At 62.3% G+C, this 20924-nt stretch carries 5 protein-coding genes; 1 reads left to right on the forward strand and 4 read right to left on the reverse strand.

What is annotated here, in order from left to right:
- Nucleotides 1-9: 9 nt before the first annotated feature.
- Nucleotides 10-15390 (reverse strand): DUF5801 repeats-in-toxin domain-containing protein, encoded by a 15381-nt coding sequence (locus FJ986_RS04960; RefSeq protein ID WP_140673562.1) that lies wholly within the window; start codon nt 15388-15390, stop codon nt 10-12.
- A gap of 323 nt (nt 15391-15713) precedes the next feature.
- On the opposite strand from FJ986_RS04960, the gene FJ986_RS04965 reads away from it, so the two are divergent.
- Nucleotides 15714-16682, forward strand: a complete 969-nt coding sequence (locus FJ986_RS04965) for a transglutaminase-like cysteine peptidase (RefSeq protein ID WP_140497314.1) — start codon at nt 15714-15716, stop codon at nt 16680-16682.
- 128 nt (nt 16683-16810) lie between these two features.
- Here the strand turns inward: FJ986_RS04965 and FJ986_RS04970 are convergent, their stop codons facing one another.
- The 3 genes from FJ986_RS04970 to FJ986_RS04980 are packed head-to-tail and all read right to left on the reverse strand — an operon-like array spanning nt 16811 to nt 20903.
- On the reverse strand, nt 16811-17446 hold the full coding sequence (locus FJ986_RS04970; protein ID WP_140515174.1) for a ribbon-helix-helix domain-containing protein: 636 nt from the start codon (nt 17444-17446) through the stop codon (nt 16811-16813).
- On the reverse strand, nt 17436-18725 hold the full coding sequence (locus tag FJ986_RS04975) for an HlyD family type I secretion periplasmic adaptor subunit (RefSeq protein ID WP_140650319.1): 1290 nt from the start codon (nt 18723-18725) through the stop codon (nt 17436-17438). Before FJ986_RS04975 ends, FJ986_RS04970 begins: the two co-directional genes overlap by 11 nt.
- A gap of 45 nt (nt 18726-18770) precedes the next feature.
- Nucleotides 18771-20903 carry a type I secretion system permease/ATPase gene (locus FJ986_RS04980; RefSeq protein ID WP_140525159.1) on the reverse strand — a complete coding sequence of 711 codons (2133 nt, stop codon included), beginning with the start codon at nt 20901-20903 and terminating at the stop codon, nt 18771-18773.
- Nucleotides 20904-20924: the final 21 nt, after the last annotated feature.

Consider the following 20924-nt stretch of genomic DNA (forward strand, 5'->3'; position numbering starts at 1 on the left):
CTTTTGCCCTTAGGCCACGTCCTGCTTGGTACCATGGCTGTCGTCATAGAGTATTTTGACTGCTTCGGCCGCACTGTGGAACGTATAGTTCTCCAGCACCGCCACCGTGTGATAGTTGTCGCCGCCGCCATTGGTGTCGACCTTGACCTCGGCGTTCGCCGCGTTGGCCGAGGACTGCGCGATCTCCACGAAGCCGCCGGCCTCGAGATCGGTGACGCCGGCCAGGCCCTTCAGCAGTGCCGTAAGATCGATCTGGTCGCCCTTGGCCCCGTCATGGAAGTCGGCGATCAGGTCGGTCACCTCGAGAGAGCCGATGGCGAAGGTCTTCGTGCCGTCGGAGGCGACGGTCGGCTGTGCGGGGGCACCGAGCGAGGTGTCGAGTTCGACCTCGACATAGTTGCCGGTGGTGCCGTCCGCCATCTGGAACGTGCCGTTGCCTGTCACGGTCTGCCCGTCGATTTCGCCCACGGCCGGACTGGCCGCCGTGCTGATGGAGACGATACCGTTATCCGCGAGGTGCGACAATTCCCCGGCATCGCTGGCGCCGTTGGTATTGGCGTCCTTCCAGATCAGCAGGCTGCTGAAGGCCGCGTCATTGTGATCGATGACGCCGTCATGATTGCCGTCGAGCGAGGCCAGTGCCGCCGCCCCGCTGGCGAACTTGCCGCCGCCGAAGCTCGGCGTGAACAGTTCAGTGCCGTCGTCGATCTTGCCGTCATGATTGAGATCCATCGCCAGCATACCGTCATTCGACGTGTTCCAGGCGACCTGGTCCTTGGCGCCATCGCCGTTGATGTCGAACTGGACGCCGTGGCTGAGGTCGGAGAAGGTGAACCCATCGTGGTTGAGGTCGAGGATGATTGGATCGACGGCGCCGTTCGAGATAAGCGTCCCAAGATTGGCGATGCCGCCCGGGATATTTTGCAGATCAACAAGAATGTCATTAGTTGAGTTCGGTGTGTTTCCAACCTGCTCATACACGAAGGTGTGAGTGATGCTACCGTAGGTCGCAGTGAAGGCGACTGCTACGCCGGCGTTACCCAGATTATTGTTGTGCAGATATTGGACAACTGCGGCGACGTTCGCCGCCGACCCCAGCGTTACTGCCGTGTTCGATGCGTTGTAGAAGGTGATGATACCATTCGTAATGCTGTGCTGGCTGATCACGCTACTACCAATAGTCAAGGTGGAATTTGCACCATCGATATGGGTGGGAATCCCCACGTTGGCGGCGGCAAAGGGTGTCCCAACCAGCGTAAGCTTGTCGGCCGACCCTGGAGTAAAGTCGGTAATGATATCGTAGCCCGAAATGGTGCCGTTTTCGTTTCTTGCAGCGAGGTTGCCAGTGCTTCCCTGCGCTGTGATCGGCGTGGAATCTCCCGCCGCAACTATAAAGGTATCCGCACCGGCTCCGCCCGTCATCGTATCGGCACCAGCCCCACCGATAATCTTGTCCGCGCCACCGCCGCCATTGATCGTGTCGTTGCCCGCGCCGCCGAAGATATAGTCGCCAGCTGAGCCGCCGGTCAGGTTGTCGTTTCCGCCGAAACCATACATGGCATTCGGCGCATTCGCGAGCGGAGCTGTCACGTCAGTGTTGTTTCCGCTGCTGCCGAGGTAGAGCCCGATTACGTCGGCGCTGGTGGTACCATCGGTGATCTGTAGCGTGCCACTGAAGGCAGTGTTCTCCTGCGCCACCGTTATGGAACTGGCGCCTACATGCAACGACGAAGACAACGCCGGATTGAAGGTGTTGGCGATGGTGAAGCTCGTGCTGTCGGCATCCGCGATCGAGAAGGAAATGCCCGTCTCGCTGACGGTTACGCCGGAAACCGTCGGTGGCGCGTCGACCGACATGACATGGATCGTCGAGACCGCGGTGTTGGAGTTCGACGTTCCATCGTTGACCGTGACCTGCACGGTTCTATCGACGGTTGCCGGGTGGTTCGAGGTGTTGCGGAAGGCGATGGCTTCGATCGCCGTTTCATAGGCGGCCTTCGTCGCATTGCCAGTCAGTGTGATGGTGATCTGCGTGCCATTGTCGGCAACGCTGTAGCCGATGCCGTTCACGGCGCCGGTGTTGCCGCCCGAAACCGGTGTCCCGCCGATGACGAACTGGTCGCTGGCCTGCTTGTTGGTCAGCACGATCGTGGCCGACGCTATGTTGGTGCTGTCCGCATCGGTGATCAACGAATTGACCGTCGCAATCCCCGCCGCTGGCCCCCCTTCGGTGAACGTCGCGGTGCTGCCGGTGGCGGTGTCGACGCTGGAGTAGGCGATGTTGACGTTGTCAATGTAGAAGTTGTCGTTATTGCCCCAGTTTCCTTCGGCGCGGAAGCGAATCTGGGAACTGGCGCTGATCTCGGCCGCGGTCATCTCGGCGGAGAAGCTGCCTGTGCCGTTGCTGGTGGTGGAACCCAACGTGCCAAGAACTTGCCAGATGCTACCGTTCCACGCCTCGACAACGACGTTCTGCCCCGCCCCCAAGCCGTCGTCTTCATAATTGAATGTCAGCGTCGCTGTAGTTGCGCCTGCCAGATTGACTGCCCTGGCGATGATTTCGCCACCGTCGATGCCGTCGTTGAATTGCAGGCGACCGCCGGCGATGAGGATATCGCTCCCCGTGGCGCTGTTGTCATCACTGGTTTCTGTCCAGTTGCCTGTCCAACCAGTGCCGCCGCTGTAGTTACCGGATGCAAAATTGTCGGTCACATTTGTGGTGGTCGTCGCATGATAGTCCAGATCGATACGCGGCGGCTCCGGAATGTTCCGAACCGTTATTGTGAGATCGGTCCCGGCCGTGTCGCCGTCGCCATCCACCAGGACATAGTGGAATGTCTCGATCTTGTCGGCATTGACGTTCACCGGTGCGGTGTAGTCGTAGTCGCCCGCATGATGGATACCCTCGTCGGCGAAATAGAATGTCAGCTTGCCACCGGCGCTCGTGGTCACCTCGATCAACTTGCCGTCGTTTGCAAGCAGATGCGCGCCGGGTAATGCGCCGGAAAGGCCGATGGCGTTCGTTCCATTGAACGTATAGGTCGTACCGTCGATCGCAATCGACTGGATATGGCCGCCGTCGGCGCCAAACGCATCGGCGCCAAGGCCATGATCGGCAAGAATGCTGCCCGAGGCGGACGATGGCAGCGCACCCGCCAGCGTCGACGAGAGCTCGGTCGGATCCGTCACCGCTTCGGCAATATCGCCTGGGCGCGAGGCGATCTGCGCCAGGAAATTTGTATTGGCGATATCGCTGAAGCCAAGCGCGAAGACCTGGTTCACATGGCTGCTGGCGAGGAAATTACTCCAGCTGCTCTGTTCGTTCGCATCCAGGCTCGCTCCCGATTGCGGGTCGCCGTCGCTCAGGAAGTAGATGTTGGTGGCGTCGGCCGTGGGATGCGGCAAATTCGCGTAGCGATCGGCACTACTGCTTCTGCCGTCGATCAGGTTGGCGGCGGAGTCATAGTGCGTGCCAGCCGAGAGACTATTCGAATTGAACCCGTTTACGGTATTGATGGCACTCTGGATGTAGTTGTTTTCACCGATCGTGTACTGGCCGACGAGCTCGGCTCCTACTCCGAAAGAATAGATCGTGATCTGGTTGAAGGTCACGGTCGAACTGCTCAGGAAATTCTGGACGGCCGCCTGCATGAGTGCAAGCCGGGTGGTGAAACCGCCCGCGCCGTCCGGATCGCTGTTCATGCTGAGCGAAAGATCGAGCACGAGGATCGCATTGAGCGTCGGCTTGCTGCCTTCGTCTACTTGCACGTTGTCCGGCTTAGCCACCGGCATATCGTCGTCGATCTTGATGCCGACCGTGCCGTCGGCGCGGTCGCCGTTGGAGTCGGTGATGGTGTACCCAAGCGAAAGATTGATGTCGTTCTCGCCGCCGCCTTGCGGGTGATCGACCTCCTGCAGCAGCGTGAAGTTATAGGTCGCCGCTGTCTCGTCGACCTCGATCTTGAAGGCGGCGTGGCTGGCTGCGGCCGTCGCGCCAGACGTGTCGGTCGTGCCGTACAAGGTGTGTGAGGCGGTGTCGTAGTAATAGTGGAGCGCGACGCCGTCATGCTTCACTGTGAAAGCGCCGTCCATGACGGTGTCGCCATTGGCAACGTTGAAGCCGAGCGAGCCATGCCCGTCCGGCCCATAGCTGCCAAGCGACATGTTCGCAGGGTTCGAAGTCGTATCGTCGCTCGGGCTGTTGGTGTTGTGGACGCCCGCTGCAAGATCGTCCTCGTCGACCACGATGCTCGACGAGGTGGCGGTCGGCTGACCGGTGCTGTCGAGCCCGACGGTCAGCGTCGCGGTCGAGCTGTCGCCGTCGCCGTCCTTCAGCGTGTAGGTGAACACGTCGCTGCCGGCCAGGCCGGAGACACGGGTATAGACGTAGCTGCCGTTCTCCTGCAGAGCCAGCGTGCCGAACTGGCCGCTGACGACGAAGCCGCCGCCAGCCCCATCGGTGTCCGATCCGCCAGCGCCCGTAACGCCGCTGATCTTGGCGCCGTCGGCACCCAGGGTGTCGATACCGGTGCCGTGCAGACCTTCGTTGGTGCCGGTGCCGTCTGTCACATTGCCGAGGATCGAGCTGCCTATGATGCCAGTGCCGAAGGAATCGGTGTCATTGTGGGCCGTTGGGCCATCATCGCGTATCGCGATGTCCAGCGAAGAGGTGGTGCTACTGCCGTCGGTGTCTGTAACGACAACACCGTAGTTCGCAAACACCTGATCCTCGAGGCCACGGTCACCGGGCGTCGCATCCGCCGTTGTATTCGGATGAGTGACATTGTCGAGCAAGGTGAACTTGTAGGTCACCGTGCCGCCGGTCGCGTCTCCGACAAAGCTTGTCACCTGGAGCAATCCGTAGGCCGGGCCGCCCAAGATGGTCACCGGCGCTCCGGGCGAGGCGGCCTGTAACTCCGCCAAGGTCAGCGCTGTGGTCCCGATCGTCAGCGTGACCAGGCCGTCGGGCGATGTGAAACCGAAGGCGCCGGTGTTGCTTTCCGACGGATCGACATTGGTAGCCGGATTGTTGTCGTTTTCGCCAGATCCCGCAGGTTCGCCGCTACGGATATCCAGGCCTTTTTCGTCCACGAATGTGTCGCCGCCGGAAGCTTGCAGCGTCAGACCAGTGAGCGTTGTCAAGTAGTTGACGTCAACGGTGGTCGAGCCCGCCGTGACCAGATGCTCATATTCGCTGCCCCCCGACTGCACCGACGCAATCGAATTGGAAATATTCGCCTGGTTGGTGATCTCGGCATCCGTGTAGGTGTGGGTTACGGATCCGGACGTCGCACCGGCGGCGATCGTCACCGTGTCGCCATTGGCCAGCGTGAAGGTCAGTGGCGCGGTCGGTGCGACCGAACCAGGAGTGCCGGTCAGCGTCACCGTGTAGAGGATGGAGCCGCCATTTTCCGAGACCGGGATTGTTGAGGACGTGAGCGTCGCCGTCACCGTGTTTGTGGTGTCGGTGACCTGCGCCGTCGCCGTTGCGGCGCCGACCACGAGATGCTCGAAATTGCCACCGCTGGTGTTGATGATGGTCGCGGTCCGGCTCGACGCGTCGAGATAGACGTCCTCGTCATTGCCCGAGGCAATCGTCAGCGTGCCGGTGGTCTGGCCGTTCGCGATCGTGATGTCGCCCTGGTCGGTTGTGATCGTGGTCACGCCCTGGGAGGCGTTCGACAGTGTTGCCGTGAAGACGTAGTTGGCCACCGCTCCTTCCGATACCGTCGAGGCGCTAAGGTTGACCATCGTGTCGTTGGTGGTGTCGTTTATCGCAAAGCCGAAGTTGGCGGTCGACGTGTCGCCGTCGCCATCCTTTACGGTGAAGGTGCCGGTTGCGGTGCCTCCAGTAAGATAGACGTCGTCGCCTTGCGCGGTGAATGTGTAGCTGCCATTCGCCATGACCGCCATCGTGCCGTGCTCGAAGACGATTGGCTGTGAGTAGCCATCGGCGCCGAACACCAGGGTCTCGCCGTTGATCTGCGTCACCGTCGCACCATCGGCGCCGGCGACGAAGTCCAGCGTGCCGGTTAGCGTCGGGGCATCCTCGGCAATTGACTGCGAGGCTTCATTCGAAGCCACAGGTCCATCATCATTGATGGCGATCGACAGCGTCGAGTTCGATGAGCTGCCGTCCGTGTCGGTGACAATGACGCCGTAACTGGCGAAGAGCTGATCCGCCGCGCCGGTCGTCCCGGCGACCGGATGCGCAATATTGTCGGTCAGTGTGAAGCTGTAGGTGACCGTGCCGCCAGCGTCTGTCCCGCTGAAGCCTGTGAGGGTCAGCGTGCCATAGGCGGGGCCGCCGGCAATGACGACCGGAACCGAGCCGGAATTCGCCAGATCGGCATAGGTGATGATGGTTGCGCCGACCTGCAGCGATCCGAGCCCATCAGGCGAAGTGAAGCTGAACGTGCCGCCAGCGGTTTCCGAATGGTCGGAACTATCGGATGGATTGCCGTTCGACAGTTCTCCCGACCCTGCGGGATTGGATCCGTGCGGCGGCAGCCCTTTTTCGTCGGCCACTGCGTCGCCGCCATCCACCTGAGCCGTCAGGCCCGAAATCGTCACAAGGTCATTCGCGCCGTCGATGGTGATCGTCAGAGAAGCGGGCGACGTATCGCCATCGCCATCTGTCACCATGTAGTCGAACGTTTCGGCCAAGCTCTGGCCGGCGGAAAGTCCCTGCACTGCGGCGTAACCGGTCGGATTTTGAGCTTGCGTGTAGAGCACATAATTGTAGCTGCCGTCGGCACCGACGGTCAGCTGGCCGTAGAGCCCATTCACATGGTTGGCGACAGCGCCGTCCCAGGCGATCGAACCGAAGCCATCGGCGCCAAGATGATCGGCGTGGCCGTCGGTCGGGTTTGCGTCGGTGCCGCCCACGCCCGTGATCACATTGCCGTCGGCCGATAGCGGCCCGTCTTCGGTGACCGAATCCTGGTCGTTGACCGCGGCCGGGCCGTCGTCCTGGAATTCGATGCTCAAACCGACATGGGATACGGCAGTGCTCGAATCGCCGTCAAAATCAGTGATGGTGGCTTTGACGTGCAGGTCGGCCGCAACGGTCGCGATGTCGTCGAACGCAGCCGTGCTCGCACCGTCGACATTGTGGGCGATCGGCTGATACTGCCCGATCCAGACTGCTCCGGTCGGATCGACATAAACCTTGAAGATGTCGACGCCATTGGCCGAGCCAATGAGAACGCCATCGGAGGCCGTCGACAGCAGAATCGCTGAGCCATCAAGGGTCTTCAGGCCGGAGACGACGTTCACCAGCGGGTTGCCGTTCGCATCCGTCACGGCGAAGGAGAATGTGGCATTTTCGTCGGCACCGACCGAAGCGCTGAACAGACCAAGCGCGCTTGCGGAGGATTTCGCATAGCCCAACGCACCTTGCTCGTCGATCTGGGCAGGCGGCGGCAGTCCGGTGTCGTCGGCCGCATAAGGATCGGCGGCGTTGTTGAGGCCGGCGGTTTCGTCGTGGCTGACCCGGAAGACTTCAGTGTGCGTGGTGACCGTGGTGACCTTCGCTTCGATGCCGAAGATCTTGAAGGGGTTGCCGCCGGACAAAGTCGCATCTGTCCCGCCGGCATTGGTATAGAAAGCGAAATTGTTGTAGTTGCCGACCTTGAGCTGGTCGAACGGCGTGCTGCCGATGACTTCGACCGTCGCGCCGTCCGGCACGCCGGCGAAGGCGTAGCCGACCTGGACGCCGCTTTGGAAGACCGCGGCGCCGGCGGTCAGCACGCCGTTGATGTTTACGGTGAACGGCTCGAACACGCCGCCGTCCTTGGCGCCGATGAACAGGACGGCTTCATGGGTATTGTGCGCCGAGGCAACATCGATCGTGAATTTGACCGAGTCGACATCGTATGAGCCGAGGTCGGTGACAATCGGCGGGTTCGGATTGTTGGGGACGACGTTGAGGCCGTTGACGAAATCCATGGTCAGGATTTCTGGTCCGGTCACCCCGGGATGCGTTTCATAACCATCAATGATCTGGCCATCGCCGATGCCGATCTTGATACCCGTGGTGTTGACGGAATTGGAGCCTTCATGGACGTCGATTGCGGTCAGCTTGATATCGTGGTTGCCGGCGCCGTCCATGCCGCGAACGTCGGTGTTGCCGGCCTGTAGGGTATAGACGATCGTTTCGGTCGTGGTTGTTGTCGTGGTCGTGGCGTCCCGCGCGACGATCTGCGGAACGTCGTCAACCACCTGGACCTTGAATGTGCCTGCCGCGAGTTCGATCGTATCGCCGTCGCCGTCCTTCGCGACAACGAATGACGACAGGTCGATTCCGCCATTGGCCAGCGTGTTTTCGCTATTGTCGCCAGCGACCGTGTTCAAAGTCGGATGGTCGATCTGGTCGATCAACGTGAAAACATAAGAGCCGTCCGCCCCCACCGTCAGCGTGAAGACGGGGCGATCCGTGCCGGCCTGATAGCCGGTTCCGGCGCCGGCTTCGACATAGCCGGTCAAAGTCGCGCCGTCCGAGACGATAAGGACGTTGCCGCCTTTCGAATCGAGCCCCGAGTCCGACGGGTTCATCCGGGTAGCCAGGCTGAAAGCGGAGACTGCATTCGGGCCGTCGGCGCCGAAGTCGACAAGTGCGTTCAAAGCACCGGCAGCGCCGGTGGCGACGGCTGAGTTTGTCCCGCTCACCTCGCCAGATTGCGAGATGTCGGCATTCCCGACGGACTGACCGTTGTGAAGGCCATCTTCGTCGACATTCGCCGTAATCGAGGCGGTTCCGACGGCCTTCGGTCCGTCATCCTCGAAGATGATCTTGGCGCCGATGGCGAGCGACTGGCTGACTGTGTCGCCGTCGCCATCGGTCGCCGTCACGGTGACCGAGACCGAGCCGGCGCCGAGCGCGATGCCCTCGTCGTTGCTGTGGGTGTCGGGATGCTGGAGCGAGACATATTGCGCAACCGCGACCTGGCCGGTGGCGGCATCGACATGCAGCGCGAAGGCGACCTTGTCGGTGGCGGTAACGCCGTTGTTGTTGGCGTCATAGACGCCGATGATGTGGCCGTTGCCGTCGTTGAACAGCGAGATTGCGTGGCCATCGGTGGTCTTCAGGCCGGAATCCACGCCCGTATTGCTGGCAAGGGTGAGCGCATAGACGAGCGAAGCTTTCGCTGCCGGTCCGTCGGCGCCGAACAGCGCCGTGGCGTTCACGACGCCGCCGCTGCCTTGCGCATATTGGTGCAGCGGCATGTCGGGATCGGTCCCGGCATTGACGCCGGCAAACAGGGCCGCCACGGCAGGATCGGTGGTGTCGTCGGAATCGGCATCGACACCTGCGGTCTCGTCGATAACGATGATGTCGCCGACCTTGATGTTGGCAAGGAAGGTGCCGGTGTTGTCGCCCTGTTCGCCGATTTCACGGAACGTCAGTGAGTTGTCGCCGGCCGTCGCCGTGACGTCGATGGCGATGGTCTGCATGACGCCCGACGTGGGATTGTAGGTTCCGACCGAGACGCCGTTCCACAGCACTTCGAGCTTGGCGCTGTGTAGGAGGCTGGTGTCGTTGGCGGCGCCGATCTCGAAGGAGATGCGGTATTCGCCGGCGCTGAGGCTATGCAGCGTCTGCGAGATCTGGATGTTGCCGGGGCTGGCCTCGAGGTCGACCATAACGCTGTTGGTCGGGCTGTCTGCACCGCGATAGCCGTCACCGACCTTCTGCAATTCGATGCTGCTGGCGCCCTCGTAAGGCGAGGCCGTGACGGTCCAGGCGCCGGCGGGACCGGTCGTGGTGCCGCTGCCCGCACCCCAGGCGTCGCCATTGGGGACGAAGCCGTCCAGGAACAGGCCGTTCAAGGCACCGTTCGGCTGCGAGATGGTCAGGCTCGGACCATCGTCGTCGAAGCTGATCTGGCCCGAGACATCGGCGCTGGCGCTGGCGGTGTCGCCGTCGCCATCCGTGACGGTCACGCTCACTGCGACCGAATGCGAGCCCAGCACCACCGTGTCGTCCGGATTGGAGGCGTTCGAATGATGAAGCGACAGATATTGCTCGACGGTCACCTTGCCGGTGGCCGGATCGATCGACAGCGCGAACGCCGCATCGCCATCGAACGTTCCGCCCTGCACGACGCCGACCACGACGCCGTTGGCCAGCGTCTGCAAGGTGATCAGCGAGCCGTCGGTGACGGCAAGGCCGGAGACCGCATTGGTGACGCTTAGCGCATAGACGGTGCTGCCCGAAACGGCCGGACCGTCGGCGCCGAACAGCGCCGTGATGTTGACGAAGGCACTGTCGCTGGTGCCGTGCGCGATCGCGCCGGTGCCGCCGACATCGGGATCCTCGCCCTTGGTGACCGTACCAGTGTCGATCCCAGCCGGGGTGCTCGTGGTCGCCGTCTCGTCAAGCGCTACCGTAACGCCGGTGGCGGCGACAGCCGTCACCTTCGGCCCGTCGTCGTCGAAGACGATCTTGGCGCCGATGGCGAGCGACTGGCTGACTGTGTCGCCGTCGAAGTCGGTGACGGTGACCACCGCATTGATCTTGCCCGACAGGTTGACCGGCTCGTCATAAGAGCCGCCCGAACCGTTGCCGGCCAGCGGATGCTGCAGCGACAGATACTGTGCCGTCGAGATATGGCCGGTCTGGTCGACCGAGACCGCGAAGGCGACAGCGCCCTTGTCGTTGGGTGTGCCATTGTTGTTGTCGACGCGGCCGACGATCAGATTGCCTTCCTTGAACAGCGAGATCTCGTGCCCGTCGGTCGTCTTCAGGCCCGAAACGGTGCCTGGCTCTGCAACCGAAAGGCTGAGCACGGCCGCGCGCGGCTCGTCCGTGCCGGGCAGCGAGCCGAACAGCACCACCGGCAGGTTGCCATGCGCATAGCCCAGGCTTGCCGTGCCCAGTCCAAGCGAATCGAACTGGTGCGCGACCGAGGCGCTGCTGGTGTCGTCGTTCTGGTTGCCCGCCGTCTCGTCATGCACGACCGACACGCCTGTCGCGGTGATGAACACCTGCGGCACGTCGTCGACCACGGTGACCGTCGCCTTGCCGGTCAGCGTGACCGTATCGCCGTCGCCGTCCTTGGCCTGGAACACCGAGCCGAGGTCGATGCCGGCCACGCTGCCGCTGCCCAGATGCGTTTGCAGCGCGGTGTTCTGGTCCGATGTTCCGGCCGCCGGTGCGACATGGTCGAGCTGGTCGAACTGGCGCACCACGAAGGCGCCGCTCGAGGCATTCAGCGTCACCGTCATCACGGTGCGGTCGCTAAGCCCGTTGTAAGCGCCGTTATGGTTGCTGTCGACAAAGCCGACCAGCGTGTTGCCCTGCATCGCCCAGCTCAGCTCGACGCCCTTCGACGACAGCCCGATGGCCGTCAGGTCTGCGGCCGCCGTGCCGGTGAAGCCGAAACCGCCGCCGGCGGCCGGGCCGTCGGCGCCGAAGTCGACAAGCCCGTTCAGCGAGCCGGATGCGATCGCCGCACCCAGCGGGAACTCCGTGCCCGAACCGTCGCCGGACCCGTCATAGGGCGAGGTTCCCTGCGACAGCAGGCTGGCAATGTCGTCCTCGTCGATCGTCACCGGCGCGGCATGGCCGCTCAGGACCTTCGGCCCATCATCCTCGAAGACGATGGTCTGGGAGATGTCGGCGCTTTGTGTGACGTGGTCGCCGTCGCCATCGGTCGCCGTGACGGTGACCGAGACCGAGCCGGCGCCGAGCGCGATGCCCTCGTCGTTGCTGCTGGTGTCGGGATGCTGGAGCGAGACGTATTGCGCAACCGCGACCTGGCCGGTGGCGGCATCGACATGCAGCGCGAAGGCGACCTTGTCGGTGGCGGTAACGCCGTTGTTGTTGGCGTCATAGACGCCGATGATGTGGCCGTTGCCGTCGTTGAACAGCGAGATTGCGTGGCCATCGGTGGTCTTCAGGCCGGAATCCACGCCCGTATTGCTGGCAAGGGTGAGCGCATAGACGAGCGAAGCTTTCGCTGCCGGTCCGTCGGCGCCGAACAGCGCCGTGGCGTTCACGACGCCGCCGCTGCCTTGCGCATATTGGTGCAGCGGCATGTCGGGATCGGTCCCGGCATTGACGCCGGCAAACAGGGCCGCCACGGCAGGATCGGTGGTGTCGTCGGAATCGGCATCGACACCTGCGGTCTCGTCGATAACGATGATGTCGCCGACCTTGATGTTGGCAAGGAAGGTGCCGGTGTTGTCGCCCTGTTCGCCGATTTCACGGAACGTCAGTGAGTTGTCGCCGGCCGTCGCCGTGACGTCGATGGCGATGGTCTGCATGACGCCCGACGTGGGATTGTAGGTTCCGACCGAGACGCCGTTCCACAGCACTTCGAGCTTGGCGCTGTGTAGGAGGCTGGTGTCGTTGGCGGCGCCGATCTCGAAGGAGATGCGGTATTCGCCGGCGCTGAGGCTATGCAGCGTCTGCGAGATCTGGATGTTGCCGGGGCTGGCCTCGAGGTCGACCATAACGCTGTTGGTCGGGCTGTCTGCACCGCGATAGCCGTCACCGACCTTCTGCAATTCGATGCTGCTGGCGCCCTCGTAAGGCGAGGCCGTGACGGTCCAGGCGCCGGCGGGACCGGTCGTGGTGCCGCTGCCCGCACCCCAGGCGTCGCCATTGGGGACGAAGCCGTCCAGGAACAGGCCGTTCAAGGCACCGTTCGGCTGCGAGATGGTCAGGCTCGGACCATCGTCGTCGAAGCTGATCTGGCCCGAGACATCGGCGCTGGCGCTGGCGGTGTCGCCGTCGCCATCCGTGACGGTCACGCTCACTGCGACCGAATGCGAGCCCAGCACCACCGTGTCGTCCGGATTGGAGGCGTTCGAATGATGAAGCGACAGATATTGCTCGACGGTCACCTTGCCGGTGGCCGGATCGATCGACAGCGCGAACGCCGCATCGCCATCGAACGTTCCGCCCTGCACGACGCCGACCACGACGCCGTTGGCCAGCGTCTGCAAGGTGATCAGCGAGCCGTCGGTGACGGCAAGGCCGGAGACCGCATTGGTGACGCTTAGCGCATAGACGGTGCTGCCCGAAACGGCCGGACCGTCGGCGCCGAACAGCGCCGTGATGTTGACGAAGGCACTGTCGCTGGTGCCGTGCGCGATCGCGCCGGTGCCGCCGACATCGGGATCCTCGCCCTTGGTGACCGTACCAGTGTCGATCCCAGCCGGGGTGCTCGTGGTCGCCGTCTCGTCAAGCGCTACCGTAACGCCGGTGGCGGCGACAGCCGTCACCTTCGGCCCGTCGTCGTCGAAGACGATCTGGCCCGAGACGTCGGCGCTGGCGCTGGCGGAGTCGCCATCGCTATCCGTGATCGTGACCTTCACGGCCAGCGAGCCGGCGGTGAGTGCAACCGTGTCGTCGGGATTACCGGTGTCGGAATGGTGGAGCGACAGATATTGCTCGACGGTCACCTTGCCGGTGGCCGGATCGATCGACAGCGCGAACGCGGCCTCGCCCTTGAACGCGCCGCCCTGCACGACTCCGACAACCACTCCGTTCGCAAGCGTCTGCAAGGTGATCGTTGAGCCGTCGGTGACGGTCAGGCCGGAAACGGCGTTCGTGACGCTCAGCTGATAGACGGTGGCGGTGCTTGCCGCCGGGCCGTCGCCGCCGAACAGCGCCGTCACATTGACCAGGGCGCCGTTGCTGGTGCCGGAGGTGATCGCCCCGGTACCGCCGATATCGGGATCATCGCCCTTGACGATGGTTCCTGTGTTGATCGCAGCCGCCATGCTCAAGGCCTGCGTTTCGTCGAGTGAGACCACGGCGCCGGCGTCGGCGACGACTGTCACCAAAGGTCCATCGTCGTGGAACTGGATCGCGCCGCCGATCTGGGCACCGCCGAATGCGCTGTCGCCATCGAAGTCGGTGACGGTCACCGAGGCTGTGATCTTGCCCGAGAGGGTCAGCACGTCGTCATGGGCAGCAGCGCTCGATCCATCGACAGTGTGCTCCAGCGGAGCGTATTGGGTGACCGTAAGCGTGCCATTGCCGTTGATGACGATGGTAAAGGCGGTGTGGGTGCCGCCGTTCTGATAAATGCCGGTGACCGTCGTCGCATTGGTCTGCTGCAGCGTGATCGCAAAATCGCCAATGGCCGTCTTCAGGCCCGAATCGAGCGATGCGACATTGCCGGTCAGGCCCAGCGTATAGGCGATGCCGCCGCCGGCGGCGGCCCCGTCGGCACCGAAATTGGATGCAACGGAAATAATCGGGTTGGCGCTCGTCACATCGATCGGAAAGCCGGCCGGCGAACCGGCATTGGTTTCATCGAGCACCGCGGAACTGGCTGCCGTGTTGCCCACCGTCAGGGCAGGGCTGTCGTCCTCGACGATCACGGTCATGTTGGCCGTTGCCGAGCCGCCGAACGGATCCTGCACGGTAACCGGGACGACGATGGAGAGGTCATCCTCGAAACCGGCCAGCGGGTGGTCGAGGGGACCGAGCAGGGCGATCTGGAAGGTTCCCGTGCTCGCATCCGTGATGGTGACGCTGATCACGACGTCCGATCCGACCCTGCCGACGAGATGCGTCGAATCGACCAGTTCCCACACGACGTCGGTGCCGTGCGAGGTAAGTGTCGTGGCAGGCACTCCGAGGCCGTAGGTCAGCGGATCGCCATTGGGATCCGTAGCGCCGAAGCTGCCGTTGATCACCGAAAGATTCGATTCGTCGAAGGGTGAGCCGGGATCGCCGTCCGGGTTTGCGCCGGAAAGCCCTTCTTCCGACACGCGGACGGTGAGATCGCCAAATTCCGGGTTCGCATTGGGAAGGAACAGTTCCCGCCTCTCGGCCTGCCCGAACTGCAGATCGGTCGGCGGCAAGAGCGCCGAAAGATCAAATCCATCGCCGATGCCGCCAGGAGGAATTTCAAAATTTCCACCGGCGCTCGAGGTCGAACCTCCAGGGCCAGCCGACATCGAACCATCGGCGCCGAAGGCGACATCCACATGGCTCGCCTCGAGCGCGGCGATCAAGGCGACGCGCGGCACCTCGACGTCGCCAAGGACGAAGGTCGGCACGCTGAGCGCGCCGTCCTTGATCACGATGACCGAGCCGTCGGCCTGTTCGAGCACGAGATTGTGGCCGTCGACCTTGATGTTGTCGATAGAGACGTTCGCCGGAAGCTTCACGACGTTGCCGGCGTCGGCGACGTATTCGTGCGGCGCGGCTGCCGCCTGGGCCTTCGCCTCCGCGGGTGCTTCCGCCGGCGCGCCACTGCCCACATCGACCGGCACTGGTTCGGCCGCAGCCGGCGCGGCCTGTTGCGTCGAAGCCGCCTGTGCGACCTGGAACTCTGCCGGCGAGGTCTGGTCGTGACGTTCACTGGCCATGGAATGCTCGTCCCACGAACCCGAAACGGCGTCCAATTCGTTATTGATGGTCATTGCTTGTACCCCTCCGGCATTTCCCCGAAAGAGACAGCGGCAACCATTACTTTGCAACCGTCCGTCAATCTACTTTATATACCATTATATGCCTACAATGGCATTTTTTACGCGTGGTAAACTGGGAGCATATATTCTGTTATATAAGTCGATAGGTGCCAGTGCGGATGAGGCCTCGCCTCCGGTTGCATGGTAAATAGAAGTATAAATTCAAATAAAATTTTACGAAAAATAGGGGAAACAAGTTTCGTCGCCATTATCTACCTTCATTGCCAATAATTTGAGACAAGATCGGTACCGTCCACAGTCAAAAGGTGGGCGTTATGAAAAAAGAAAAAACCGCGCCGGGAACAGCCGGCCTCAAGCTACTCTTGCTGACGATCAGCCTCGCAGGCCTGCCGCAGCCATCGCTCGCGAGCGTCCATTTAGAGGACACCGCTTCGGTCGGCGGGCTTGTTGAAGACGTGCGGATGCCGCCCAGCCTGGGCGGCGTTTCCCTGGAAAGATTCCAGCCTTGGCGACCGGCGGTAGGATACCAGCCCGACCTGGTTTCCATGAGTTACACGATCGACGATGCCCAAGCGGGCGTTGCGCCGGCGCCTGCGAATGTCGGAATTGATCCCATCAAGACGGCAACGATTATCCCCGGCGTGTTCGGCTCGGTCGCGTTGTCCATGCATAACTTTCCCGTCGCCGCGCGGTGGGCACCGGTCTACCAGGCAATTGTCGGCTGCTCGGCGGGCAGTGCCTGCGAGCAGAAGAGCGCGGCTTTTGCCAGGCTGATCTCGTCGGCACAGGGCAAAGGGTTCAGCGAGAAACTGTCATTCGTCAACAGCGGCATCAATCACCTGATCGCCTACAGGAAGGACAGCGTCATCTATGGCAAGCTCGATTACTGGGCAAAGCCCACCGAGGTGCTCGATAAGCGCGCCGGCGACTGCGAGGATTTCGTCATACTGAAGATGACGGCGCTGCTGAGGGCCGGCATCCCCGCGCAAAGCATGGCGTTGGTTGTTCTCCAGGATCGCAGGCGGGGATTCTTCCATGCGGTCCTGTCGGTAAGCACGGCAAGTGGCGTGTTCATTCTCGACAGCCTCAACAACACCGTGCTGCGCGACAGCGATCTCCCCGATTATGTGCCGCTTTATTCCTTCAGCACGGACCGAGCCTGGATCCATGGTTCGAGATCGGGCAGCGCGCAGGTCGCGGAGATCAAGGGCGGTTTTGCAGGCGTCGCGCCCGGCGAGGGATTGCAGCCCGACACGGCTTCTGGAGCGCTTGCCCGTCGGTGAGCAACCGCGGTTCGCCGGCTTTTATGGAAAACGCCGAACCGCTCTATCTCTTTGTTTTGCGCAATTCCCAAGGGAAAGCGCTACACGCTTTTCCCGGGAAGCGTTTCGCACTTTTCCTGGAACTGCTGCTAGCCGCTGACGAATGCCATCAGCAGGTCCTGCCCGACCAGCGGTGCTCGCACGGCATTCAATTGGCCACGATATCGGCGTTCGCCGGCGCCGATGACGAACCCGCTGGCGACCGGAATCTCGCCATTGGCATCCAGCCGCGCGAAGATGTCCGCCACGTTGAGATCGAGCGCCAGCCTGAGATCCTGACGCCCGTCATCGCTCGGCGCCGTCGGCAATTGGCGCTTTACCAATTGTTGGAACGGAGCGTTGAAGGTCAGGATCTTTTTCGACGATGAAAGGGCGAAGGCGGGCGAGGGGCAGGCGACCAGTATCGCGGTGATCGTCCTGATCGACGCAAGCCTCTTCAACGTCAGGTTTTCTTCCGTCAAGTCACGAATGCAGGCAACCCTGATCGCCGACGTCAGATTGCCGGCCGGAGGCTGGCTCTCGGCGATCTCATCGACAAGCATGCCGATCGTGCATTTGCGGCTTTCCGCCATCTGCCTGAGCGACGTCCAGAACGTCCGCTCCAGGCGGATGCCGCGGCGGATGCCGCGGCGCGCGACAACCCGGAACTCCATGCCGAGGTCTTCCGTGGCCATCGGCACGAGCAACCGCTCGAGAACAGCGGGAGGCGTGGCGCTATCGTTCACTCATCGCCTCCTCTCGTGCCTTGTTGATGGGTTTCAGCAGGTAGGTCAGGATCGTCTTGCGGCCGGTCTTGATGTCGACGGAGCAGATCATGCCCGGGATGATGGAATAGGTCTTGCCATCCCGCGTCAGCGTCGACCTGTCGGTCGCGACGCGCACCTGATAATAGGGCTCGCCTGTCTTCTGGTCGACGAGACTGTCGGCGGTGATGTTCGAGACCTTGCCTTCGATGCCGCCGAAGATCGAGAAATCATAGGCGGTGACCTTGATCAGCGCCTCCTGGTCCGGCCGGATGAAGGCAACGTCGCGGGGCGAAACCCGCGCTTCGACCAGCAAGGTCTCCGAAGTCGGAACGATGCCGGCGACCACCGCGCCGGGCTGCACGAAGGCGCCAACCGTATTGATGTCAAGCGTGTTGACGATACCGTCGACTGGAGAACGGATGTCGGTGCGGGCCACCTTGTCGGTCGCGCCGCGAATGGTTTCATCGACCACCGAGAGGTCAGCCAGCGCCTGCGTGAGGTCGCTCAGCGCCTCCTGTTGCAGCTGCAGGCCGAGCTCATCGACCTGAAGCTGGGCCTCGGTGATAGCCGATTTGGCTTTCTTGGTGGTTTCTCCAGCAAGCGTCAGCTGCCCATTGAGCTCGGTCTGCTCGCGTTCGACCCGGAGTTGCTCGGTTCGCGCCATCAGGCCTTTCTTGACCATGGCTTCGACCAGCTTTGCCTCCTGGTCGCTGACGACCAGATTCTTCGTGAGGCGATCGGAATTGGCGGTCGCCTCGTCCAATTCCTTCTCGCGCTGATCGAGGCGCGACTTGAGAACCGACAGCTTGACTTCGAAGTTGTCGCGGCGGGCGACGAGCAGCTTCTGCTCGTTCTCGCAGATTTCCGGGGCGACCTTCTGGATTTCGGCCGGACATGGAAATTCGCCTTGCAGATCGCCGCTCTGCTCGAACTTCAGCCGTGCAATGCGGGTCTGTAATGCCCGTGCCTTGGCCTGTTGCTCGCCAAGGCTGGAGGTGTTGAACGTATTGTCGAGGCGGATGATGAGGTCGTTCTTCTTCACGACCTGCCCGATCTTGACGGCAATTTCCTGGACGACGCCCGGCTCGCTGGCCTGGATGATCTGCGTTTTGGAAGCAGGTATGACCTTGCCGTCGCCGCGTGCGATTTCATCCACCTCGGCAAAGGACGCCCAAGCAACGGAAGACACGAAGAGTGCACCTATGATAAATATGGACGCCGACGCAAAGAGCGGCGGCCGGTCTTCCCTTGCAAGCATTTCCCACGGCCCCAACGCATTGAATACTTTGATAGTTTTCGTTCTTCAGGTGCTTTTTTTCTGCAGCGCCTGTATCACTTGGTCCTTTGGTCCATCGGCAACGATCCTGCCTTGCTCGATGACGATAAGCCGGTCGGCAAGTTCGAGCATGCTGAAGCGGTGTGTCGAGACGATCAGCGTGGTGTTTCGATCGAAAGCCACTTTGAGCTGCTTGATCAGTTGACGCTCGGAAGCCAGATCCATCGAGCCGGACGGCTCGTCCAGGAAGACGACTTTCGGTTTCGTCAGCAACAGCCGGGCGATCGCCATCGTCTGTCTCTGGCCGCCCGAGAGATTGGTGCCGCGCTCGCCGACATTCATGTCATAGCCACGCGGGTGGCGGGAGACGAAATCGTCGACGCCGGCGGCCTTGGCCGCTTCGACGATCTGCTCATCGGTCGCCTCCGGACAGGCCATCAAAAGATTTTCCTTGATGGTGCCTGAAAACAGATCGTTCGCCTGCGCGACGATGCCGACGGCGGCGCGAACCTCGGAGGGGTGGTATTGACGGATGTCGATGCCGTCCAGCAGCAGTTCGCCGGAACTCGGCAAGAAAAGCCTGCCGATCAGCCGCCCCATCGTCGTCTTTCCCGATCCTATGCGGCCGATGATGCCGATCCGCTCCCCCGGCTTCACGGAGAAATTCAGGCCGGTCAGGACTTCGTTCTCGGAGCCGGGATAGGTAAAGCCGACGTTCCGGAACACCATGGCGCCGTTGCGGATGGGCCGGTTGACGAAGCCCACAGTGTCCGGACGATCCTCCGGCTGAGCCATGATCGAATTCACCATCCGCAAAGAGAGCATGGCCTGGCGCAATCTGGACAAGGTGATGGCGATCTGTCCGAGCGGGGCCACAGCCCGGCTGGCCAGCATGACGGTGCCGATGATGGCTCCGGTGGAGACATGTCCTTCGGAGAAGGCGTAGGCGCCGGCCACCACCAGCGCGACGGTGACCAGCTGCTGGATGGCCTGCGTTATATTGCCGGCGGCGGCCGAAAGCTGCTTGATCTTCTCGGAGGTGTTGGAGGCGTTTTTGGAATGCTCTCCCCATTTTCGCAACAGGTAGGCTTCGGCGCGCAGCGACTTGATCGTCTCCAGCGTGGAAATGGATTCGACCAGCAGCGCCTGGCGCTGCGAGGCCTCGTTCATGGAGGCCGCCACACGCTTGCCGATGCGCCGCTGCGTGACCAGTCCGACGATCACCGACGCGACGAAGGCCAGCGCGGGTATCATGACCAGCCAGCCGCCTATCGCATAGATGACGAGGAGAAAAACAAACACGAAAGCCGTGTCGATGAACACGCTGATGGTGTTGGACGTGAAGAATTCGCGCACGAATTCATATTGGGTCACGCGATTTGCGTATTCGCCCGTCGAGCCCGGCCGTGCCGCCAGAGACGAGTTCAGCACCTTCTCGAACAGCATGTATGAAATGCGCAGATCCGCCTTGCGCCCGGCATAGTCGATGAGCGATGCCCGGGAGGTCTTTAGCAGCAGGTCGAACAGGATGACCGCGCCGATGCCGATGGCCAGCACCCAGAGCGTCGATATCGCTTTGTTCGGCAGGATCCTGTCGTACACGTTCATGGTGAAGATCGGCGAGGCGATGGCGAGCAGATTGATGAACACCGCCGACAGGACAACCTTAGAATAGGTGCGCCAGAACGGCCCCATCGTTCCCGTCAGCCAATGTCGCCGCTCGATTTTCGGCGCCGAGCCGACGCTCATGGCCTCCGTCGCGTTGGCGTAGGTGATCGAGAAGGACGCACCGCCGCTGATATAGCTGTTGGCCAGCTCCGACCGGCTGATCCTGGTGCGCCCGTCCTCCTGGGGAGCTGTAAAATATTCCCCGGCTTCACCATCGGCCAGCAGCGCGACAGGCAACTGGCTGACGCGAAAGACGATCGCGGGGAGGTCGATGCGCCCCCGAACAAAGTCGCGCTGGCTGAATTCGGTGATTTCAAGGCCGACGCGCTCGGCAAGATGCCGGATTGCGTCGATATCGATGCGCGTTTCGGCCAGCGGCACGCCGGCAAAGAGCACGGTTTCGGCGCTGGGGCGGCCGAGATATGCGGCGACGGCCGAAAAGCAGGCCTTGAAAGCCTCTTTCGGTGACAGGATGTTGGGTTGCTGGTTCACGATCCGCCCGCGGGGACTCTC

The sequence above is a fragment of the Mesorhizobium sp. B1-1-1 genome, assembly GCF_006442955.1.
Lineage (GTDB): Bacteria > Pseudomonadota > Alphaproteobacteria > Rhizobiales > Rhizobiaceae > Mesorhizobium.

Coding starts and splice junctions, on each gene's coding strand:
- FJ986_RS04975 (WP_140650319.1), bottom strand. CDS start 18,725: ATGCTTGCAAGGGAAGACCGGCCGCCGCTCTTTGCGTCGGCGTCCATA.
- FJ986_RS04960 (WP_140673562.1), bottom strand. CDS start 15,390: ATGACCATCAATAACGAATTGGACGCCGTTTCGGGTTCGTGGGACGAG.
- FJ986_RS04965 (WP_140497314.1), top strand. CDS start 15,714: ATGAAAAAAGAAAAAACCGCGCCGGGAACAGCCGGCCTCAAGCTACTC.